This window comes from Paenibacillus sp. Marseille-Q9583, from assembly GCF_976954365.1.
Genome location: NZ_CDRJTB010000014.1, coordinates 22,046 through 43,244 on the forward strand (window position 1 = coordinate 22,046; position 21,199 = coordinate 43,244).

At 43.9% G+C, this 21,199-nt stretch carries 22 protein-coding genes; 8 read left to right on the top strand and 14 right to left on the bottom strand.

From position 1 onward, the window contains the following. The first annotated feature begins 87 nt into the window (after positions 1–87). From ACWNM1_RS09145 to ACWNM1_RS09170, 6 genes are all read left to right on the top strand, one after another. Complete coding sequence (locus tag ACWNM1_RS09145) at positions 88–1,080, top strand: siderophore ABC transporter substrate-binding protein (protein ID WP_449600748.1); 993 nt, start codon at positions 88–90, stop codon at positions 1,078–1,080. 197 nt (positions 1,081–1,277) lie between these two features. Continuing rightward, on the top strand, positions 1,278–1,781 hold the full coding sequence (locus ACWNM1_RS09150) for a sigma-70 family RNA polymerase sigma factor (protein WP_042185661.1): 504 nt from the start codon (positions 1,278–1,280) through the stop codon (positions 1,779–1,781). Beyond that, positions 1,774–2,967: an anti-sigma factor gene (locus tag ACWNM1_RS09155; protein ID WP_449600749.1), complete on the top strand. Its 1,194-nt coding sequence runs from the start codon at positions 1,774–1,776 to the stop codon at positions 2,965–2,967. The genes ACWNM1_RS09150 and ACWNM1_RS09155 overlap by 8 nt, the downstream gene beginning before the upstream one ends. A gap of 126 nt (positions 2,968–3,093) precedes the next feature. Continuing rightward, on the top strand, positions 3,094–3,600 hold the full coding sequence (locus tag ACWNM1_RS09160; protein WP_449600750.1) for a metallophosphoesterase family protein: 507 nt from the start codon (positions 3,094–3,096) through the stop codon (positions 3,598–3,600). Between the two features lie 99 nt (positions 3,601–3,699). Further along, positions 3,700–4,164, top strand: a complete 465-nt coding sequence (locus tag ACWNM1_RS09165) for a GNAT family N-acetyltransferase (RefSeq protein WP_449600751.1) — start codon at positions 3,700–3,702, stop codon at positions 4,162–4,164. Between the two features lie 35 nt (positions 4,165–4,199). Then, positions 4,200–4,910: an HAD family hydrolase gene (locus tag ACWNM1_RS09170; RefSeq protein WP_449600752.1), complete on the top strand. Its 711-nt coding sequence runs from the start codon at positions 4,200–4,202 to the stop codon at positions 4,908–4,910. A gap of 72 nt (positions 4,911–4,982) precedes the next feature. Here ACWNM1_RS09170 and ACWNM1_RS09175 read toward each other — a convergent pair whose 3' ends face one another. The 3 genes from ACWNM1_RS09175 to ACWNM1_RS09185 all read right to left on the bottom strand — a co-directional run bounded on the left by ACWNM1_RS09175 (position 4,983) and on the right by ACWNM1_RS09185 (position 8,238). Then, positions 4,983–5,834 carry an RCC1 domain-containing protein gene (locus ACWNM1_RS09175; RefSeq protein ID WP_449600753.1) on the bottom strand — a complete coding sequence of 284 codons (852 nt, stop codon included), beginning with the start codon at positions 5,832–5,834 and terminating at the stop codon, positions 4,983–4,985. Positions 5,835–6,018: 184 nt separating this feature from the next. Continuing rightward, positions 6,019–7,125: an FAD:protein FMN transferase gene (locus tag ACWNM1_RS09180; RefSeq protein ID WP_449600754.1), complete on the bottom strand. Its 1,107-nt coding sequence runs from the start codon at positions 7,123–7,125 to the stop codon at positions 6,019–6,021. Positions 7,126–7,305: 180 nt separating this feature from the next. After that, a complete protein-coding gene (locus tag ACWNM1_RS09185; RefSeq protein ID WP_449600755.1) occupies positions 7,306–8,238 on the bottom strand; it encodes a glycosyltransferase family 2 protein in 933 nt (310 codons plus the stop codon). Positions 8,239–8,511: 273 nt separating this feature from the next. Between ACWNM1_RS09185 and ACWNM1_RS09190 the strand changes: the two genes are divergently transcribed. After that, positions 8,512–9,234: a DsbA family oxidoreductase gene (locus tag ACWNM1_RS09190; RefSeq protein ID WP_449600756.1), complete on the top strand. Its 723-nt coding sequence runs from the start codon at positions 8,512–8,514 to the stop codon at positions 9,232–9,234. Between the two features lie 52 nt (positions 9,235–9,286). Here the strand turns inward: ACWNM1_RS09190 and ACWNM1_RS09195 are convergent, their stop codons facing one another. The 11 genes from ACWNM1_RS09195 to ACWNM1_RS09245 all read right to left on the bottom strand — a co-directional run bounded on the left by ACWNM1_RS09195 (position 9,287) and on the right by ACWNM1_RS09245 (position 19,185). Next, complete coding sequence (locus ACWNM1_RS09195; RefSeq protein WP_449600757.1) at positions 9,287–9,805, bottom strand: GNAT family N-acetyltransferase; 519 nt, start codon at positions 9,803–9,805, stop codon at positions 9,287–9,289. 153 nt (positions 9,806–9,958) lie between these two features. Beyond that, on the bottom strand, positions 9,959–11,539 hold the full coding sequence (locus tag ACWNM1_RS09200) for an oleate hydratase (RefSeq protein ID WP_449600758.1): 1,581 nt from the start codon (positions 11,537–11,539) through the stop codon (positions 9,959–9,961). A 258-nt stretch (positions 11,540–11,797) separates the two neighbouring features. Next, positions 11,798–12,367 carry a TetR-like C-terminal domain-containing protein gene (locus tag ACWNM1_RS09205; RefSeq protein ID WP_449600759.1) on the bottom strand — a complete coding sequence of 190 codons (570 nt, stop codon included), beginning with the start codon at positions 12,365–12,367 and terminating at the stop codon, positions 11,798–11,800. Positions 12,368–12,387: 20 nt separating this feature from the next. Beyond that, entirely contained in the window at positions 12,388–12,783 is a 396-nt protein-coding gene (locus ACWNM1_RS09210; protein ID WP_449600760.1) for a hypothetical protein, read from the bottom strand. A 47-nt stretch (positions 12,784–12,830) separates the two neighbouring features. Continuing rightward, positions 12,831–13,352 carry a hypothetical protein gene (locus ACWNM1_RS09215; RefSeq protein WP_449600761.1) on the bottom strand — a complete coding sequence of 174 codons (522 nt, stop codon included), beginning with the start codon at positions 13,350–13,352 and terminating at the stop codon, positions 12,831–12,833. A gap of 97 nt (positions 13,353–13,449) precedes the next feature. Continuing rightward, positions 13,450–13,869 (bottom strand): GNAT family N-acetyltransferase, encoded by a 420-nt coding sequence (locus ACWNM1_RS09220; protein WP_449600762.1) that lies wholly within the window; start codon positions 13,867–13,869, stop codon positions 13,450–13,452. Positions 13,870–13,972: 103 nt separating this feature from the next. Continuing rightward, positions 13,973–14,953 (bottom strand): RluA family pseudouridine synthase, encoded by a 981-nt coding sequence (locus tag ACWNM1_RS09225; RefSeq protein ID WP_449600763.1) that lies wholly within the window; start codon positions 14,951–14,953, stop codon positions 13,973–13,975. Positions 14,954–15,046: 93 nt separating this feature from the next. Further along, entirely contained in the window at positions 15,047–15,235 is a 189-nt protein-coding gene (locus tag ACWNM1_RS09230) for a CLC_0170 family protein (RefSeq protein WP_042185688.1), read from the bottom strand. Positions 15,236–15,259: 24 nt separating this feature from the next. Next, the gene (locus tag ACWNM1_RS09235; RefSeq protein ID WP_449600764.1) at positions 15,260–16,483 is read right to left on the bottom strand and encodes a Ger(x)C family spore germination protein; all 1,224 of its coding nucleotides are present in this window, start codon (positions 16,481–16,483) and stop codon (positions 15,260–15,262) included. Then, positions 16,476–17,579 (bottom strand): GerAB/ArcD/ProY family transporter, encoded by a 1,104-nt coding sequence (locus ACWNM1_RS09240; protein WP_449600765.1) that lies wholly within the window; start codon positions 17,577–17,579, stop codon positions 16,476–16,478. Before ACWNM1_RS09240 ends, ACWNM1_RS09235 begins: the two co-directional genes overlap by 8 nt. Further along, positions 17,572–19,185, bottom strand: a complete 1,614-nt coding sequence (locus ACWNM1_RS09245; RefSeq protein ID WP_449600766.1) for a spore germination protein — start codon at positions 19,183–19,185, stop codon at positions 17,572–17,574. Before ACWNM1_RS09245 ends, ACWNM1_RS09240 begins: the two co-directional genes overlap by 8 nt. A 170-nt stretch (positions 19,186–19,355) precedes the next feature. Between ACWNM1_RS09245 and recQ the strand changes: the two genes are divergently transcribed. Next, positions 19,356–21,191, top strand: a complete 1,836-nt coding sequence (gene recQ / locus ACWNM1_RS09250; RefSeq protein ID WP_076284133.1) for a DNA helicase RecQ — start codon at positions 19,356–19,358, stop codon at positions 21,189–21,191. Positions 21,192–21,199 lie beyond the last annotated feature (8 nt).

Below are 21,199 nucleotides of genomic sequence, written 5' to 3' on the forward strand. Positions count from 1 at the left end.
GTAACGCTAGAAGTGATAGGCGCCAGCTTCTTGACGTATACGCGAATAATTCAAATAGCTTGACTATAAATTATAGGGGTGAATATTTTGAAGAAGAACGTATCTTTACTAATCATGACAGTGTTTCTTGCCGTAATCTTGGCGGCCTGTGGCTCCAATAATGCAGCAACTTCAGATAATAATACAGCAACGGCAGGCAATACAGAGGCTACTACTGCACCGAATACAGAATCCAAAGAGCTTACTATTAAGCATGAACTTGGAGAAATTACGATTAAGACTAACCCGCAGAAAGTGGTTGTATTTGACTTCGGTACACTCGATACTTTGGATAAACTGGGCGTAGAGGTGACTGGAGTACCTCAAAGTAATGTACCCTCTTATCTCTCTAAATATAGCGATGCCAAATATGAGAATGTCGGTGGTTTGAAAGAGCCTGACTTCGAAAAAATAAACAGTCTTTCTCCTGATCTGATCATCATTTCCGGCAGACAGCAAGATTCTTATGATGAATTCAGCAAAATTGCACCTACATTGTACGTTGCTGTAGATAATGCGAATTACATGGAATCCTTCACGAAAAATGTGAAGACGCTGGGCCAAATTTTTGGCAAGGAAGCTGAAGTAGAAGCTGAGCTTGCGACTATTACTGACTCCGTTAAAGCTCTGAATGAGAAAGCTAAAGCCGATGGTAAAAAATCTCTTATTATTCTTGCCAATGAAGGAAAAATCAGTGCGTATGGTTCAGGTTCACGTTTCGGTATTATCCATGATGTATTCGGATTTGCACAAGCGGATGATAAAATCGAAGTATCTACTCACGGTCAAAGCGTATCTTACGAATATGTAGCCGACAAGAATCCGGATTATCTGTTCGTAGTAGATAGAGATGCGGCTGTGAAGAGTGATGGCAGCAAATCTGGCTCAGCGAAGGATGCGGTTGAGAACGATCTCGTGAAGAACACAAATGCTTTCAAAAATGGTAAAATCATTTACTTAGATCCTAACTACTGGTACTTGTCCGGTGGGGGTTTAGTCTCTGTTAGCGAAATGCTCAAAGAAGTTGAGGTTGTTCTGTAAGCAGAGTAACCTGGGAATTTGAACGATCAATGAATATTCCGATGATTATTAACAAGCCTGTTGGCAGGAGTGAACCTCCTTGTCAGCAGGCTTTTTTTCGCATTCTTCCATAGAAATACTGGTATATTCATACTAGTTGCTAAATTTAGCTGTAACTTTTTATTCGAGTATACGTGGTTAGGTTAAGGGGGGAGTGCATGAAGCGAAATTCACTGGATGAAATATATCAGATGTATGTGATGGATATTTACCGCTATTTGCGCTCCCTTTGTGGTGATCATCATGCGGCCGAAGATTTAATGCAGGAGACCTTTTACCGTGCTTATTTATATTTGGAGGATTGTAAAGACGAGAAGATTAAGCCGTGGTTGTTCCGTGTCGCGTACAATGCCTTCGTAGATTATAAGCGGAAGGAAGGACGCAGTACTGTTCAGAGTGAGGATTTTTTTAAACAGCTCGCCCATCCAGATACCACGGAAAGCACGCTGCTTCGGCAGGAACGTTGGGAAGAGATGAGGATTGCGATAGGTGAACTACCGGACAATCAGAGGCATGCACTGCTGCTACATGATTTTCATGGTCTTAGTTATCTGGAGGCATCGGACATTATGAATGTGGGTCTGTCCCAATATAAGATCTTAATCTTTCGAGCTAGACAGAAGCTGCGTGAAGCAGAGCGGAGGAGGAATGAACATGAGTGAGGAGTTCAAGGAGAAGTTAAGAAGGTACGGCGAAGGTACTCTTGCTGACGAGGATAGGGATGTAGTGGAGCGCGAACTGGAGAAGATGGAAGCTTATCAGGCTTATCTGGATGAACTCATGGGTGAAGAAAAGCCGGCTTCACGTGAGGATAAGAGCATAAAATACGGAAAGAGTAAAAGAGACAGACCTGGCAAGGAAAAAAAGATCATCCGCCGCGGTAAATGGAGAGCCCGTATATCGAATACTTTAACGGTAATTTCTGCGTTCTTAATTTTCATGATTATTTGCAGTATTATCAGTGCGATATTTTATGGCACTGGGGAGAGAGTAGAGAAATACCGTGATGTTGTTTCTTCCGCTATTGCTGTCTCACAGCCGAATACGATTGTACATTTGAGCAGTGGTACCGGTCCATTTTTTAGTATGAATCTGACAAGTAAGATAGAGAAACAAGTGGGAGATGAACAAATCACTGTCGGAGATTATTCAATGAAGCTTCTATTTGGCTGGGCTAGGCTCTACAACTATTCCTGGACAAATGAGAGTAGACGTGTTGGTTATTACTTTGTATATCCACAGGGGAAGAAGGATGCGGCAAATCGTATGGATGATAGCAGTGAGTGGGAGAGATTAGAGAAGCTCCCTGAGGGGACGGTGGCGGAAGCATACTTGTCTTTTGACCAATTATTTACGACAGATGAGCTGTTGAAGAAGTTTGAGCCTAAGAATCTTCAGCCTTTGTGGTTTGCGGCAGATACAGGTCCACGGACACGACAGCCAGTAGTTAATGATCCATTAGGTTTTCCATATATGCCAATTTGGCATGCGGATGATATGAAAGTGACGCAGGAATCAAAGGAGAAGCGAGGATGGTTTGGAGGGGTGACTAGCCGTTCGAGTGTTTCTCCATCTGTTGAGTCGTATGGGGATGGTGAACTGCGTAATGCGAACTTCCTCAAGACGCTGCACTTGATGCAGCAGTATAAATCCATCTCCAAAAGGGTGATTCCATTCATTGATCTGGATGATTCCATTAGATATATAGAGAAGAATGGAGTTAAGCTCTATGGAGCTGTTGTAACCGGTCCGGTGAAAGAACTGCTCAAACTGAAGGAAGAAACATGGGTCAACAGAATGCATGTTGGGGAAGTAAGGCTGTGGAATTGGCAGGATAGAGAGAACTAGCTGCGGAGTGGAAGAAGTCACAGAACTTGCTTCTCGCTTAAGCAAATCGTACAATTATTTGAATATTAGATTTATGGATATGTGTGATAACTAAGGTTGAGTATGATAGATTAGGAGCTGAGATTTATGAAAGTAGGAGTCGTATCTGATACACATATGTCAAGAATGGCTAAGTCTCTGCCAAAGGCGTTGATAGCAGAGTTTCAAAATGTGGATATAATCTTGCATCTCGGTGATTGGGTGAGTATGGGAATCTATGATTTACTGTCAGAACTAGCACCGGTAGAGGGGATTGCCGGAAATAATGATGGCGATGAGATCATTGCGCGTTTCGGAGAGCGCAAGATCATTACCCTTGAAGGAATCCGGATTGGCATGGTACATGGACATACGCCACATTCCCGTAAAGGAACGGATGGGAATGCACTGCTTGCTTTTGCGAATGATGAGGTGGATTGCATTCTCTTTGGTCATTCACATCAGCCCTTGCTAAGAGAGGAGAATGGTATCCTGCTATTTAATCCAGGTTCTCCTACAGATAAGCGGCGTGAGAAATTGTATTCTTTCGGAATTTTAAATATCGAAGCGGGTAAAGTTAGTGCCCGGCATGTGTTCTATGATTCAAAGGAATAAGGCTCAATTGTCCAAATCATTCGGCGTTCTCTCCATGGTGAACGGCTCGGCAACCATTTACAATGAGGTTAAAACGGCGAAGCCGGAAAGTGAGCGCTGATGATGAACAATTATCGGATAGAACGAGTGGTTCTGGATGATTTAGAACGGCTCATCCCATTATTTGATGAGTATCGAGTATTTTATGGAGCAGCCTCAGATCGGGAAGGTGCACGCGTCTTCTTAGCCGACAGACTAAAGCTGAATGAATCTGTGATCCTTATGGTGGTTGAGGGGGAAGGTGATGTGGAACGCGCGCGGGGCTTCACACAGCTCTATCCTTCTTTTTCATCGGTTACGATGGAGCGCCTTTGGATACTGAATGATTTGTTCGTTACTGCAGAAATCCGAGGGCAAGGGCTAGGTGCTATGCTGCTGGAAAGTGCTAGAGATTATGCGGTCTCTACGAATACGAAGGGCTTATCCCTGACAACGATGACGGAGAATGTGGTGGCGCAGCGGTTATATGAAGCGCATGGCTACATTCGGGATGATGAATTTTTTACCTATAACCTTTTTTTCTAAAGCAGCTAGAGAGAAAACGAGTAAGGGGCGTTAAAGTGGAAACAAGTCATAAATTGGCAATCTTTTTTGACCTCGATGATACGTTGTATGATCATCTGGTACCATTTAAAGAAGCGGTACGGGAAGTGCTCAGCCCAGATGAGAGTAGTCTGGACTATGCGGAATTATTCTATAAAGTGAGACATCATAGCGATGTGTTGTGGCCGATGTATTTGCGCGGTGAGATTCCGCTTGAAGAGACGAGGGTGCGCCGGTTGGAGCTTGCTTTTGCCGAGTATGGTTTGCAGATTGATCGTGATCAAGCCACAGCGGTTCAAGCCGCATATATTGGACGTCAATATACGATTCAGATGATTGATGGCGTGCGTGAGCATCTTGAACGATTTATTGCGGATGGTCATAAGGTAGGCATTATTACGAATGGACCGAAGGATCATCAGATGAGTAAGATTCGTGGACTAGGCTTAGATCAGATTATTCCCGAGGATATGATCTTTATTTCTGATGCTGTAGGTCTTGCTAAACCGGACCCAGAAATATTCATACACGTAAACCAAAAGACGGGTACTTTAGCGGACAATTCGCTTTATATAGGTGATACTTGGGCTAACGATGTAGTTGGAGCACTTGCGGCTGGATGGAAGGTTTGCTGGTACAATCCGAGAGGCAGACAACCGGCTACGGATCATAAGCCTAGTTATATTTTTACTAATTATAAGGAATTTGGCGAGCTTCCTTTGGTGTGAGAGAACAAGTACTCCAAAGATATTAGAAAGCCATGCGAGAGAAATCTGTGCATGGCTTTCATTATTTTATAACTAATTTCCGGGTAGTTGGATGCCGCGCCACCCGCTTACATCGCATTGACCCTGTTCGTTATTACCCACAGCAACCACGGTACCGTCCGATTTAAGACCGATGGTATGAGTGCAACCTGCCGTTATGGCCACCATATCGCGCCAGTCACTTATATTGCATTCGCCGTACTTATTCCAACCCACAGCAACCACGGTACCATCTGATTTAAGACCGATAGTATGATGACTGCCTGCCGCTATAGCCACAATACCATGCCAGCCGTTTACATTGCATTGGCCTTCATGATTTCGACCCGCAGCAATCACTGTACTGTCCGATTTAAGACCGACTGTATGAAGGTAACCCGCCGCTATAGCCATTATGTCATGCCAATCATTTACATTGCGTTGGCCATACCGATTATTACCCACAATTGTCACCGTGCTGTCCGATTTAAGACCGACTGTATGCCAATCACCAGCCGCAACTGCTACTATATCACGCCAGTCACTTACATTGCATTGGCCTTCATTATTTCGACCTACAGCAACTACCGTGCCATCCGATTTAAGTCCGACGGTACGACGCCAACCCGCGGCTACCGCCACAATATCAGCCCAGCCGCTTACATCGCATTGGTCATACTTATTCCAACCCACAGCCGCCACCGTACCATCCGATTTAAGCCCGATGGTATGAGCATTACCGGTATGAGCATTACCCGCCGCAACCGCTATCATATCGCACCAGTCACTTACATCACATTGGCCATATTTATTATCACCCACAGCCGTCACCGTGCCGTCAGATTTAAGGAGGGCGGTATGACGATAGCCCGCTGCTATGGAAGTTAGGGGGTTCACAAGGTTCATAAATCTTGCTCCTTAGTTGATGGTGGATGTTTCGATTTTAGGGTTCATCTTTATTAAACCATAGTTCTTTCTTCTTCTCATGTTTCGCAGAGGGAGAAGCGTTCTTCTTGTTGCTCCTTCTATCCAAAAAAAAGCTTGCTCCCTAGAAAGCCAGCTTAGGCTCAATGGGAGAAGCTTTTTTCGTTTACTCTGCGAAGCTGTACGTTGGATCTGTCAGGTTCATTCTTTCTTTTATGCCTTTAGTGGCATAGATTTTGTTGTCGTCGGTAATAAAGAAAGCTTCAACATCATCAGGTAAAGATTCAAGATATTTCATGCCCTCCTCGATTCCCATCAGGAATACCCCAGTGGATAAGGCGTCCGCATCTGTTGCATTCGGGCTCATAATGGTAAGGCTTTTGAGACCGTTCTGTGAAGGATATCCTGTGCGTGGATCAAGGATATGATGATAACGAACATTATCCTGCATAAAATACCGTTCGTAAACACCAGAAGCATCGATGACCTCATCTGAGATTTTAATGGTTCCTAGCTGTGTGCCACGGCTTTGATCGGGGTCCTGCAACCCAATATTCCAATCCGTGCCGTTTGGTTTCTTACCGAGTGCAATGATACTGCTGCCTCCGAGGTTAATCATAGCGCTATTTAGACCTTGCTCTTTCAAATAATCAGCGATACGATCAGCAGCATAACCCTTACCGATACCGCCCAGATCCAGCACCATATTTTCCTTCAATAGCTTTACAGTTTTCGCAGCTTCATCAATTTCAACGTCCTTGTAATTGGTTAGGCTCTTCGCTTTATCAATATCAGCTTGGGGAGGGACCTTATCTCCACCGCTACCGATATTCCAAAGATCGATTAACGGACCGATTGTAGGATCAAATAGCCCGTCCATTTCCTTAGCGTATTGTATGGATTGTTTAATTACATCCAGGGTCTCGTCAGAAACAACAACCGCTTCTTTTCCTGCTGCCTGATTGACTGCGTAAGTCTCTCCACCTTCTTTGGTGCGGCTAAGCTCCATATCCATTCGCTCCAGCATCTGCTGGATATCATCCATATTTTTCTGTTCTACTGTAGCACCGAACACTTTGATATTCACAACAGTGTCATAAATATAAAAGGTTTGTGAGAGAGACTTTTCCTCTCCTTTTCCGGATGTTGTTGCGCTACCCGTAGTTCCCGCTGTTTTATCGTCCTTATCCTTAGTAATTAGCCAAGCGCCGACAGCAATGAGGGCGATGACGATTACAACGAGGATCAGCGTCGTTTTTTTGTTCTTGAACATATTCCACCATCCATAAAGTTAATTTCTAAAACAAAACACATTATTTATATCATACCCCAGATAACAAGTTGATGGAAATTAATTTCATGACACATTTAGGGATATAATTGGGCGACATAGAAAAAAGCCCCGCATCCTGATTCGGACCGGTGCTACAGATTTAGAAGTAAACGATGCTACTTAATCGAGCATATATTCACTATATTTATTCTTGCGAGGATTTAATACGAAGAGGATACCCTTGGCATATCCGCTAACGGCTTTGAAATTCCGTTTTAGAGTTGCTTTAGCAGTCAGACAAGTCAGTGTCCAGATCAAGGCAGCATAATTCATAAAAGGAGCTTTACGCAAGTTGAGCAGATAGTAGTGGTTGATGGCGGTAGCTCGTGCTACCACGCCTGCCTTATCGCGAGAGCCTGGTGACTCATGATGGATGATTTTCATGGCGGGATTAATCACAAGCTTGCCATAGCGGCTGGCCAAATGAGACAAATAAATATCTTCGGCTATGGAATAGCTTGTCATCCATGGATAGGGTTTAATATCACGCAGTGCCGAGCGCCGGAAGGACATATTGCAGCCGTGAAAAAAATCCGTTTCAAATACATGCTTCTTCTCTCCCCAAAGGAATTGCGAGCCTGCAAACATACTTGCCGACAATCTGCCTGGTGATCCGGACATTTGTCCGGTTAGCATACCGAATAGCCTGCTTGGCATGCTACTATGTATACCTTTGGCTACACCACCTACACCAACTATGGAATCATCGGCTGCATAAGTATCTAGCAGTCGTCGAATATATACGGAGTCATCTAACTCTGCATCGTCATCTAAGTTAAGCATAATTTCTGCATGGATCAGTCCTAGTGCTTCGTAACGGGAAAGCCAGAGACCAGGCTTAGTTTTGCGATGATAATGAAGTTTAGCCTGCGGTAATCCAGTTAGTATTTCACGATAATATGCTAATCTTTCCTCAGGGATCTCACCGTCGTCCACAATCCATAGCTCGATGGAGATGTCCTCAAGCTGTGTCTGCTTGCCAATGGATACTATGCACACCGTAAGGTCGTCAATTCGGTTACGGGTAGGAATCACTATAGATAGATCATACATTTCTTGAATCTCCCTTCAGGACTTCTTTCGTCCGCTAATCTGAATGTAATCTTCCGGCGAAATGGTTACCTTGATTCTATCGTTCCTGAAGAAGAGCGTATATACCACTTTCGTATACTTTTAGTTGGGGTTCAGGTCTAATGAGATTTTTTGAAAATAAAAGTTAAGTTTGTATTTTTCGGTTTTTAACTATATAATAGTAAGCGACGAATATTTAGTTATCAATCTTATTCAGCAGTTACAAATGAACAATAATATTAGGAGGTTTTTTTCATGAGAATAGATATTTGGTCCGATTATGCATGTCCATTTTGTTATATTGGTAAAAGACGTTTGGAGAATGCGCTGAGTCAGTTCCCGAACAGAGATCAAGTAGAAGTGGTATTCCGTAGTTTTCAACTGGATCCTCATGCAAAATTGAATGAGACTCAGAGTATTCATGAAATGCTGGCTTCCAAATACGGTATGACGATTGAAAAAGCAAAAGCAATGAATGCTCAGTTAGCTGAGCAAGCCCAAGATGTGGGATTGGATTTCCAATTCGATACGATGAAGCATACGAATACTTTCGATAGTCATCGCCTGAGTCACTTTGCAAGCTCAAAAGGAAAAGGTGCAGAAATGTCCGAACGTTTGCTACGTGCCTACTTTACAGATTCATTGAATCTTGGAGACCGCAGTGTACTTGCTACACTTGCTGCTGAGGTAGGGCTGGATCAGGCAGAAGTTTCGGCAATGCTGGAGACAGATGCTTACACAGCTGAAGTGAACGGCGATATCGAAGAAGGAAGCCGCCTTAATATTACCGGTGTACCATTCTTCGTGTTCAACAATAAATATGCGTTATCCGGTGCTCAGCCAGGACCTGTATTTACAGAGGTGTTGGATACCGTATGGGCGGAGGAGCAAGCAGGACCAACGCTGCAGGTGGTTGGCAATGGAAAATCCGAAGTATCCACGGATGATGGCTGCGCGGACGGATCTTGCAATATATAAAGTTTGTATAGTGTGGAGAAGAAGAGATGGAGAAGTTTCCATTTCTTCTTTTTTAGTTCCGAAACTCTGCTCTTGTTAATTCATAATCAATAGAAGATTGCCATTCTCCGAGTTGATTTCTCCACGAATTCAAATGAAGGGCAACTTTACGGAAGCCAATGTTCTCATATACATGCTGAGCTCTTGAATTCTTGGCATTGGTATCGAGAACGATTATGCGATAGCCCATATTCACAAATAAGAAGTTAATCAGCATCGTTAAAAATACAGTTCCAAAGCCTTTATCCTGTGCATTAGAATCACAGATTTTGATGCCAATTTCTGCAGTGCCGTCGGCAATGGTTCTGTAGTTCATTTCTCCTAATGGAACACCATCGATGTCCAGTATCAAGCGACGATTAAGATCGGTGTCAGCCAGAAGGTTCTCCAATATATCCTGCTCTGTGCAGCCGATGCCATTTGGAAAGCCGGCATGTGCCATAATCTTTCCGTCGTTCCACCAACTGTATAAGAGGGGGACATCATTTACTGTTGCATTGCGTATGACTAAATTTCCATTCACTATATACATAAATTTCTCATCCATTCTTTTGAAATTCATGTTGAGCTTAACATACACACGATTTCACCTGGAATGGAGAGTTCATATTAAATCAAGTTTTACACACCAAAAAGACAAGCGCCCCTGAATCTATCCAGAAGCGCTTGTCTCTTTATGATGTGTTTATCTAAAAGAAGTGATAAAGCTTGTGAACAAGGTGCGGACATCGTACTGATGCTGATTGATTGGCTCGATAGGCCGGTTAATGCCGAGCAATGTGTATACTGCAGTTCTTGCTGCTCGGATAGAGTATTCTTCCGTGAATACAACATCATCTGGAATTTCGCAATATTGGCCAACGAAGGCAAGGTTAGTGGAGCCTTCAGGAACTACTTTAGGTCGGTCGCTATTTAATCTAGGCATGAATTGTGAAGTGATATAAGGCATCATACATGGAATACAATTAGCAGTTGCCATGATCTCGTCCTTATGTTCTTCGAAATGAAGATGACCGATTAATTCTTCCATAATTTCTTTACCGGTACATTCACTCATTTTCTTCTTCACGAAGTCTCCTACGTTGTCAGGGTACAAACCGTAACCCCAGAATACTTTTACATGCTCTGGTTGATTGCGGAAATGCGGTTGGAAAGCTAAGACAACGGACATTAACCAGCTCGAATCTTTAAAGGTAACCAATGCGCCAGTACCTGCACGATTACGAGTGAATTTCTCCATAAGATCGAAGAATTTGGAATCTTGGAAGGTCACGGTAAAGGACTCCCATTTCGAACCATCGACATGATCATCGAAGGAGGATGGATTGCCGAGACCTGTTTTTTTGGCGGCGATGTTCTCCCATAACTTCCATGAGCTACCCTTTCCATTGAGACGTGGGGCAGAGGTCATGGATCCAAGGCTTGATCCTTCAGTCATGGAGCCGTTCGTGACGATTACGATATCATCTTCGCTTATATTAATAACGTCTGGGACACCTTGGCGCAGGACGTTCATTTGGGTTACGGTAATGCCATCTCCGTCTTTGAACTGCAGGTCAGTTACTGTACATTTCAGTGTAAAGTCTACGCCGAAGCCTTCGAGATATTTGTGCATAGGTAAGATGATGGAATCATACTGGTTATATGGAGTGCGGGTTACGCCTTCCAGGGTTTGAATTCTTGGGAACTCATGAACGAAGCGAATCATATATCGTTTAAGCTCTACAGCGCTATGCCAAGGTTGGAAGGCGAAAGTAGTAGCCCACATATACCAGAAGTTCGTGGTGAAAAAGTGTGGACCAAACCAGTCGTTAATCCGGGCTTTTCCCATTTTTTCTTCTGGTGTAATAATCAATTTACCCATCGCAAGCCGGTCAGCCATATCGAAGCCCATGGATAATACATCTTCCACCTCACCGCTCTGATTAACGAGTCTAGTGTTAGCATGTGTTGGATTGGCGGTATCGAATTCTATAATCTCTTCTCTAACGGATTTCTCAGGATGGTCGAGGGAGGGAATCGACATGAGTAGATCCCATGTATTCTCATAGGTCTCATCGTTTAACATCCGGCCACCGCGAATGACATAACCGTGCTCAGCGTCACCTGCGCCGTCGTTGCTGCCACCGAGAATCTTCATCTCTTCAATAATGTGAATGTTCTGTCCCGGAAAGTCACAGTCTCTGACCAGGTAAGCCGCGCCCGCTAAGGATGCAATTCCGCCACCGACAAAATAAACCTGTTTATTACCGTACTCTTTTTTCACAATGGTCGCCTCCAAGTTGTTGTTGAAATAATCACACTCTTAATGTAAACCAACTCCAATTCCGAAGGTATAATCAAACCTTTTAGAGTGTATGGATTTTAGTCATTATGGTCCATGTGTCTAGTTTTTTGATAAGCATAAATACCTTGGGCGTCCTTATAAGGACGGTAGGTATTTATGCGAAAAATATAAGACATAAAGTATAGTGGGGAATTTATACTTTCTTATATATCAAAAAAAACCGCTGCAACCCAAAGGTTACAACGGTTTGTTCTCATATTTGTGCAAGGCTTTAAGAATATTTCCCTCAATGAGTACACTTAGTTTCTCGATAATATGATCCGGATGTTCCTTCATCCCGTCTCTCATCCACTGAATAACAAGGCCTGTGAAGGCTAGCGTATAGAAATTAGCAATGAAATGCTTATCTTCTTGACTAACCTCCATCTCAGTGGACAGTTCGTTTATGACACCCATAATGAGATCATTAGTCACTTCGTATAGATACGCATCCAGATGATTTCTGCCCAGTGAGTTCAAGGTATTGCAGCAAAAAGGTTTATTCCGTTCGATATAGCAGAAGATTCTATAAAAACCGTCCGTCCACGTACTGTAGCTACGATACTGGGCGATGCTTTCTACAGCCTCAGTCTTATAGATCCAACCCAGCAAATCAAATATATCTTGAAAATGATAATAGAAAGTTTGACGATTTAGTCCACAATGGTCCACGAGCTGTTTGACTGTAATTTTATTGAGCGACGTATGTTCCATTAGTTCTTTTAAGGAATGGGACAATGCATTTTTGGTGAGAAAAGAATTGGACAACGATCGATCATCTCCTCCATTCAAGCTTTCGGCCACTGCTTAACCAGCAGACGAATTCCTTCCGCCAATAAACCGAGTGCAAATCCGCCACTTGTAAAAAAGAAAAAAGCCAGAAATCCCGCCAGATCCTCCCAACCGGACATCTCTCTATAGGTGTAGCTAAGCATAATTACCGAACCGATGAGTATTCCTGTTGTAGTGATTAACCAGAGTAGACGAGCTCCGAACCATGCTAAGACGTTAACGATACCAGATACGACAATGGAAAAGAGTGCGAAGCGCAGCAAGAGTGTGACATCCAATGTATGAGCCATCATAACGAATCTGTGCAGAATGAAAAGTAGCCACAGAAAAACACCATAAACAGCCATCCAGATAAACCAACGGTTACTTTTGGCAGCAGGCAGGAATTTCATTTCTTGCTCACCTCTTTTTCCAAAGTACGAACGGTGTACCGTAGGGATTATACAGAGAAAGATTCCAATTCTTCTACACTTTGCAGCAGATGATTCAGCAGGTTCGGAATATCCTCCATCTGCTCCTCCGTGATTTGCCTTTTGAATCGCAGCTCGATGCAGTTATTGTAGGTTTCGCCTTCTTGCCCATAAATGAAGCTTAAAGACTGCACGGGCTGGAATTCAGGTCCCCATATCGCTTTGAGAATACTCTCAATCGCTTGACATTCAGCAGGGATATCTTCGATTTCCATATAAAAACGTAACGAAAGATTGCAGCCGGGATCTGTGTTAGGCACTTCCAATATTTCATCGCTAAGATCTTTCACAGATGAAGTAAGAAAGACTTCGGCGGTTACGCTCCTGCCAGTCGTCAATTGGAAGGAAAGGCTAAATTCTCTGGACATCAATGCCATATTCAGAAGGTCGGAACGATCCGTAACTACTAGAATTCCGTCCAAATTATCGTAATCGTAGATTTGGTTCTCAAAAGCAATTTTTATATTATCGAAGACAGTAGGATGGAACAATAATGGCACCTTCTTTTGTTTATTAGTATTGTAACATGATCTAAATAGAAGTGAAAAAGATGCCCAGGGACCATATGGACCGGGCATCTTTCGCTTGTTACTCCATGACCTTGAACATGCCCGTCATACCGGGGGCGTGATTCTGAAAGCCGTATCGTCCGTAAAAGGTATCATTCCCATGTGATGCGAAAAGTCCGACGAACGCGCCAGAAAAACAATGAGATCGAATATAGTGTATTAGCTGCTCAATAATGACATTACCAATGCCTTGGCCCTGAAATCCGGGAAGCACGGCTACGTCCTGAATATAGAAATACATATGACCATCGCCGACGATCCGCCCCATACCGATTACCTTGTCTTCCTGTACAACGACCATACCATACACCGAATGAGCCAGAGAGGCTGCGGTCATTTCCGTATTCACGTTCCCCCAACCGACAGCTTCCCATAAGGAGGCATGCTCCTCAGTCGTGGGTAAACGTTCAATACATTCATAATGATGTGCTGTTGTCATAGCTAATCACCCATTCTTTGTTAAGTTATTGTAGCGATTGTAGTGTAGTAAGCTCCACTGTAATCAGCCCCCTTAGGATGAATGGGTATTCACTGTGATCTTGTTAGTTCGTAGGTGCAGGTGCGGTATATTTCAGGAATGTCTTCGGAATTGGGCTTTCGAAGGTCATTAACTCTCCTGTAGCAGGATGAATAAAAGAAAGTACACGAGCATGCAGACCGAGACGGCCTACCGTTTTGGTCTCTGCACCATACTTCTTGTCTCCTGCAATCGGATGGCCGATATCTGCCATATGAACACGAATCTGATTTTTGCGTCCAGTTTCAAGCTTTACCTCAAGCAACGAGAAGTGGCGGTTCGCCTGAATGAGCTTATAATGTGTGATCGCATGTAGACCATCGCCTTCATGTGGACTGGAGTACATTTTCAGGGTAGAGGTCTCTTTTAGCCAAGAGCTCACTGTACCTTCAGGTCTTTTAACGGCGCCTTCGACTAGAGCTACGTAAGAACGTTCTTTCACGGTATCCTTCCACGTAGTTTGCAGTGCTTGCTGGATCCGTTCGCTTTTGGCAAACATCATTACCCCAGATGTATCGCGGTCCAAGCGGTGCACGACAAAAATTCGATTCTTAGGATTGCTGATGCGGACATGCTCCATAAGCTGGCGGTAAGCTGTTAATTCATTTTCTTCGGCAGTGGCAATCGACAGCAGTCCAGCATCCTTCTGAATAATGATTAGATCATCATCTTCATGGACGATGGTGAGTCCGATCATTTCCGCTACTTGTACAGGCTTTTCTTGATCAATCGTCACAGTTTGACCCGGATGCAATTGAAAATTATGCTGTGTGACTACTTTGCCATTCACTGCTACTTGTCCACGCGAGAGGATAGATTTAATAGCATTTCGTCCACGACCTGTGATATGGATGAGTAAGAATGGTAACAGCTCAGAAGGTTCATTTACTGAAAAAGACTTGGGCGCTGCGGGTGCTTTAGCTTTATGATTAAGCTTGCCATTTGGCTTGCTGTGGGAACGAGTACCTCTTTTGGCTGTTTCTTTAGGATTTCTTCTTGTGTTCATGACTGCATTCTCCGTCCTTTAATATTGTACTCCTCAATATACCATGGGCGGTTAAGAAATACTATGTGAAGGGCAGCAAGAAACGAATTCGATTTATAGATAGAATAGCTGAGCTAGTCCTATCAGCAGGAATAAGCTGAAATATATCCAACCGATCACATTAGCGTATTTCTTTTCTCGGTGCATAGCATTGACTGCATATATTTTAGTATCCACAGTAAGCAGCAGAACACTGGAGATCAGTAACGCAACAATTACGTAGGTTAGCTGGTGATAGAACATAGTAGAGCCTCCTATAAAGGTCATTTAATTTTGTTTAAGACCTACTCTGTCGATGTGAATTTTCAACTTAACTTCAATACTGAGATTGGAATACTGCTGCTCCCAGTCATGTTTGTCACGAACATGGGCTTTCCAGTAGGAGGGAGCATATGCACGAATATATTCACCCATGCCAAAGACATCGGAATGCGCTTGTTGAGTTTCTTCGATAAGGTGGTTGAAAATACCGATCACTCTCTTTTGAAAGATATCTTCAATCTTTTCTAAAGAACGGCTGGAACTGATAGGGATATCACTACGTAAATGCTCATCTAGAGCCGCCTCTAAAGAGAGGTTATAGGTGATATGAGGTTTGCCCTCTTTGAATTGAACTTTCACTCTCGTGAAACGGTCGTTGACCTTGAGCATTACCGGACCGAATTCTTCAGCATTGAAAAGATCGGAGTATCCCCCGGGATTAATCCCCTTCATGGACATATATGCACCGATTTCTATAGGAATCGTCGAACCCGCCATTAACCCGCCGCTAAAATAAGCTAGGCCTTTAATCATGATATTGTCTTCCTGATGTAATGAGACGTAAGGCAGATAACCACTTTCGCCCCATTTGGAATCTGCTGACCAGAATACACCTATATAATCAGCGGGAAATTTTCCCGATGTCACTGCTTTTTCCATGGTGGAGAGGATGTAAAGGGTCGGCACTCGCTGCAGCGGAGGATTAATATTCATGAATTTGGCAGCTTCCCCTTCGGATACTAGCAGCCAGGTCCGGCGACGAACTTCTGGATTTCGCCGCAAATAATCATTTAAGTCATCCATGCTTTTTCTTGCTATGTCCTCACTAATAATAATCACTCGTAAATGAATTAGATAACGTGGATCAGAAATTTGCTGCTGCAAATTGTTCATGGCGTCATCTAATGTGTATCCGTATACTTCTACGACCCATACTGGATTTTGATTTCCGCCTCCGGCTTCACCCCCACTGCCTGGTCCGAGTGGAACTCTTCCCGGAACCGCAATTTGGGCGGTTACACGAATTTGGGGTAGGTTAATATTTGCGCTTTTAAGATGAGTGGTTTGGTCATCATTTGTTTTGCTGTCTGGAGGGACGGAATCAATGGATAACCCTAGTACCAATGCACGGTCTTCTATTTCAAGCTGGTCCCAGCACCCCGAGAGTAAGCCAGACATGAGTGAGAGGATAAATATAAGAACTACACGCTTGTAAATTTTTTTATTCATGAGTAATGGCTCCTTTATTTCGGATTAAAGAGACTAACCATAATAAAAGAGGATAGAAGGTCAAAAAAATCAAACCGATTATCGCTGTAATGCTAGCAAATGAATAGACCTGAAATATATTTCTAGGCAAAAGTGAAAAAGTGATGATAAGTGGAAGTAAGAAACTGGATATTAGGCGGTGATCCTTGTGCCGCAGCACTTGTTGCAGAGAGTATGCGGCTAAGTAGTAGTTCGTAAAGATGGAAGTGAATATAGAAACTACCCAAATTATTATAAAAAGAGCATCAAATCGTTCTAATAGTCCTGCGCCGATGGATATGGAGCGAGCTGCTTCTAGGGTTGGATAGGAAAGTAATTTGGTTTCTTGAGCTCCAAACATGCCTAAAGTGACCCAAACGATCATTACATAAATGAATCCAATGATACCAAGCGCAATAGTGCCTGCTTTAAGGATCTGTTGAGGTTTTTTCATTAGAGGAACCAGCAGGATGATGACAAATGTGCCTTGATAAAGGCCAGCGGACGTAATCGTTCCTTTAGAAAAGCTTGAAAAGGTGGTGTAATTTCCGGTGAGGGGTAGCAGGTTCAGAACATCAACATTTCTCATAGCTACCAATATAATTGCGATAACGGATAATAGAATAAAGGGTAAATAAAAAACATGTACATAAGTGAATTTTACGATATTTCTACGGATTGATAAGGCAACCAGTAGGAGCATTAAGAGAATTACTGCTTCGATGGGTGTCTTTTTAAAGACAACCGCAACACATACTTCTCCGAATTGGCGCATGGTGATCCCGGCAGAGAAAGCAAAAAACAAAGAAATAAGCATGGAGAAAGTATCTGCGAGCCAAGTTCCGAGAAGGCGGCGGCTGAATACGAACAACGTTTCGTTGGGAAATTTTCGGCAGACAACCGCTGTAAACCAGTAACCCAAAAAAGCAACAGGTACGCCAGAAGCAGTTACAAGCGGTGCACCACTGTCTCCGGCTTCAGCCATATAACGAGGAATACTTAAGATTCCTATGCCTATAATCGTACTGATGATTACAGCCATGACTTGGATCGTTGTTATGGGGCGGTTACTATTCATCTGCTTCACTTTTCTCCTTATAAATCAGATCGGTATGCATTTTGGGGATATCCTTCGCAAGAAGATCAGGATCAGGTGTATTGAGAAAGCTTGGGCGACTTCGCATCCACCATAAAGGTACCCGAACGATACTATCCTTAAGGTCCTTCCATATCGTAGGCACAAAGGGTGTCATGTAGGGAACGCCAAAGGATTCCAGGAATAATAAGTGGTTAACAATAACAATAGTGCCAAGCATGACTCCGTACAGGCCAAAGCAGCCTGCCAATATGATCAATGGAAATCTAAGCATTCTTGAAGAGATTGCGGCATTGTAAGCGGGTGTGGCAAAAGACCCTATGGTCGTTATAGCGATAACAACTACGGTAGTTGGACTCGCCAGACCTGCTGCTACGGCTGCCTGACCAATGACAAGCACACCTACAATAGAAAGAGCCCCGCCAATCATTTGCGGTAAGCGAATGGTTGCTTCTCGCAGCACCTCCATGAAGACTTCCATAATCAGAACTTCCAATACAGCTGGAAAGGGTACGCCAGCTCTTGCACCAGTTATTGCTACGGCGAACTCTGTCGGCAATAGCTCAGGATTGAAAGAGATAATGGATACATATAAGGCAGGAAAGAAAAGGGAAAATAATAATGCGATCAGGCGGATCATTCTTAGGAGGCTTCCTACAACAAAACGTTCTGTATAGTCATCCATCGTCTGAAAGAACTGATTGAAAAGCGCCGGGACGATGAGGCAGAATGGTGAGCCTTCTACAAGGATGATGACTCGTCCTTCTAATAAAGAGGCTATTGATTTATCTGGACGTTCGGTTGGCTGAACCTGTGGAAACGGGGAAAGTGGATGATCCTCTATGAATTGCTCGATATACCCCGCATCAAGGATGCCGTCTACATTTATTGCTGATAATCTCTTCATCACCTTTTGAACTAGTCCTGGATCGACTATTCCTTCGATATAACAAACGGCTACTTTTGAACGTGTCCGTACGCCAAGAGGCGCAGTTACTACACGGAAATCTGGAGTTTGCAGTCGGTAACGAAGCAAGGAGAGATTAGATTCTAAATTCTCTATAAACCCATCACGTGAACCACGAATGACTTGTTCAGTTTGAGGTTGCTCAATGCTACGATGCTCAATTTTACGCAGATTGAAGTAAAGTGCCTGATCCATTCCATCTATGATGAGAACTACATTTCCCTCCAACAAGATAGAGGCTAGAGTATTTATATCCTTAGTACGGTTACCTTGTGTTACTTGTACTGTCATACTCCAGATGTAATCAGGTAAATCCTTTAGATCTTTTGGAATTTCTGAGAGATCAGAGGAAACATTCATTAATGGCTTTAAAACATAGTTCTGAATTTGATTCTGGTCCACCACAGAAGAAAAAAAGATAATAGCCGCATCATGTCTACCGTACACCTTGAAGTTACGGACTATAAGATCGCTGTCTTCTCCAAAGACTTGTTGAATGAAGCTTATATTGCTCTCCAGGCTGGAATCCAGTGGCTTTACCGGACGATTGTCCTGGGCAGAGGACTCTTTGCGTGCAGGCTTATGTTTAAAAGAGGTATATTTTTGTTTCCAATTTTGCACGGTCGCTCCACCCTTCTATGAAATCTCTCTTCTTAAAGCTTGGCTTAAAAAAAGGCCTTTTATGTAAATATTTCAAAGGAAGAACATGGTGACCATAGTTAAGGAGTGTTGCTCAATACACTTTTGACCGCTAAACTAAAGATAGAAACGCTTAAGGAGTTATGAGAGATATGATGATGCAAGCACCTACTATTGAACAGGCGCAGGCTGAGCTGCAAAAATATTACGGTTATCCGGATTTTCGGGATGGTCAGAAGAAGATTGTTCAGAACTTGCTGGAAGGTCGCGACACACTCGGTATTCTTCCTACGGGAGGTGGGAAATCGATTTGCTATCAAGTTCCCGCACTGCTGCTTCCTGGGCTGACACTGGTGATCTCACCATTGATCTCTCTGATGAAGGATCAGGTCGATGCGTTAACCACGGCAGGTATTCCGGCAGCCTTTATTAATAGCACGTTAAGCGGGAAAGAAGTAAATGAGCGGATTCGGGCTGCCCGTCGCGGCGATTTGAAGCTGCTTTATGTCGCGCCCGAAAGGCTAGAGCTGGACTGGTTCCGACTGGAGATGGCTGAGCTGGCGATTTCCTGCGTGGCTGTGGATGAGGCGCACTGTGTATCTCAGTGGGGACATGATTTCCGTACAAGCTATTTGTCGGTATCCCCTTTTGTGAACGAGCTGCCAGAACGGCCAATCTTGGCTGCATTTACAGCGACGGCAACACCAGAGGTTATGGAGGATATGGTTCGGCTGCTACGTCTGCGCGAGCCGGGTATTTTCATGACTGGACTCGGAAGAGATAATCTAGCGATGTCTGTGCTACGTGGAGAGAATAAGCGGGAATTCGTCATGGATTACACCGCAACGCATTCTCATCAGCCGGGTATTGTTTATGCGGCTACACGCAAAGAAGTGGATGATTTATATCAAAGGCTGCAGGCTTCAGGAATAGCGGCAGGCCGCTATCACGCAGGTATGAATGATCAGGAGCGGGCAGATAGCCAGGAAGGCTTCCTATATGACGATATCCGGGTCATGGTGGCCACCAACGCTTTTGGGATGGGGATTGATAAATCCAATGTCCGGTACGTAATTCATTATAATATGCCCAAAAATATGGAAGCTTATGTTCAGGAAGCGGGCCGTGCTGGACGTGACGGGGAGCCGAGTGAATGTATTTTGCTTTTTAGCGCGCAGGATATTATGACGCAAAAGTTCCTGATCGAGCAGAATCCGCAGGATACGGACCGTAAAGCTAACGAATATCGCAAGCTTCAGCAAATGATTGATTATTGTTATACTACCCGCTGCTTGCGCAGTGCCCAGCTGGATTATTTCGGGGAGGAGCATGAGGACAAGTTATGCGGCATTTGCAGCTCATGTACAGATGAACGAGAGCTTGTAGATATGACCGTAGATGCGCAGAAGATATTCTCCTGCATTCACCGTATGCGGGAACGTTATGGAGTTGCGTTGGTGGCTTCTGTGCTGAAAGGTTCTCGTAATCAGAAGGTGATGCAATATGGTTTTGACAAGCTGCCAACGCATGGGGCGATGTCGAGCCGGACAGAGAAGGAGATCTCAGAGAGCATCAATGTGCTCATCTCAGAGGGATATCTTGCTTTGTCTGAAGGACAATACCCCGTAGTGCGGCTCCAGCCTTTGGCTGCTGAGGTACTGCGCGGACAGCGTGAGGTCATGCAGCGAGTAGCTCGGCCATCACGAGCAGGTGCGGCATCTGGTACGCGAGTTCGTAGCCGCGGGCATGACCTGTCACCTTCGGCAGTCAATGAGACTGTCTTTGAGCAGCTGCGTCTGATCCGGCGAGAGTTGGCGGGACGTGAGCATGTGCCCTCATATATTATTTTTAATGATGCCACGCTGCGTGAGATGAGTGTGGTTTGCCCGCAGACCGAAGCGGAAATGCTGAGGGTAAAGGGTGTCGGGGAAGTGAAATACCGGAAGTATGGTAAGGCATTCCTAGAGTTTTTTCAAAATGAAATGTAGAAAAGGTC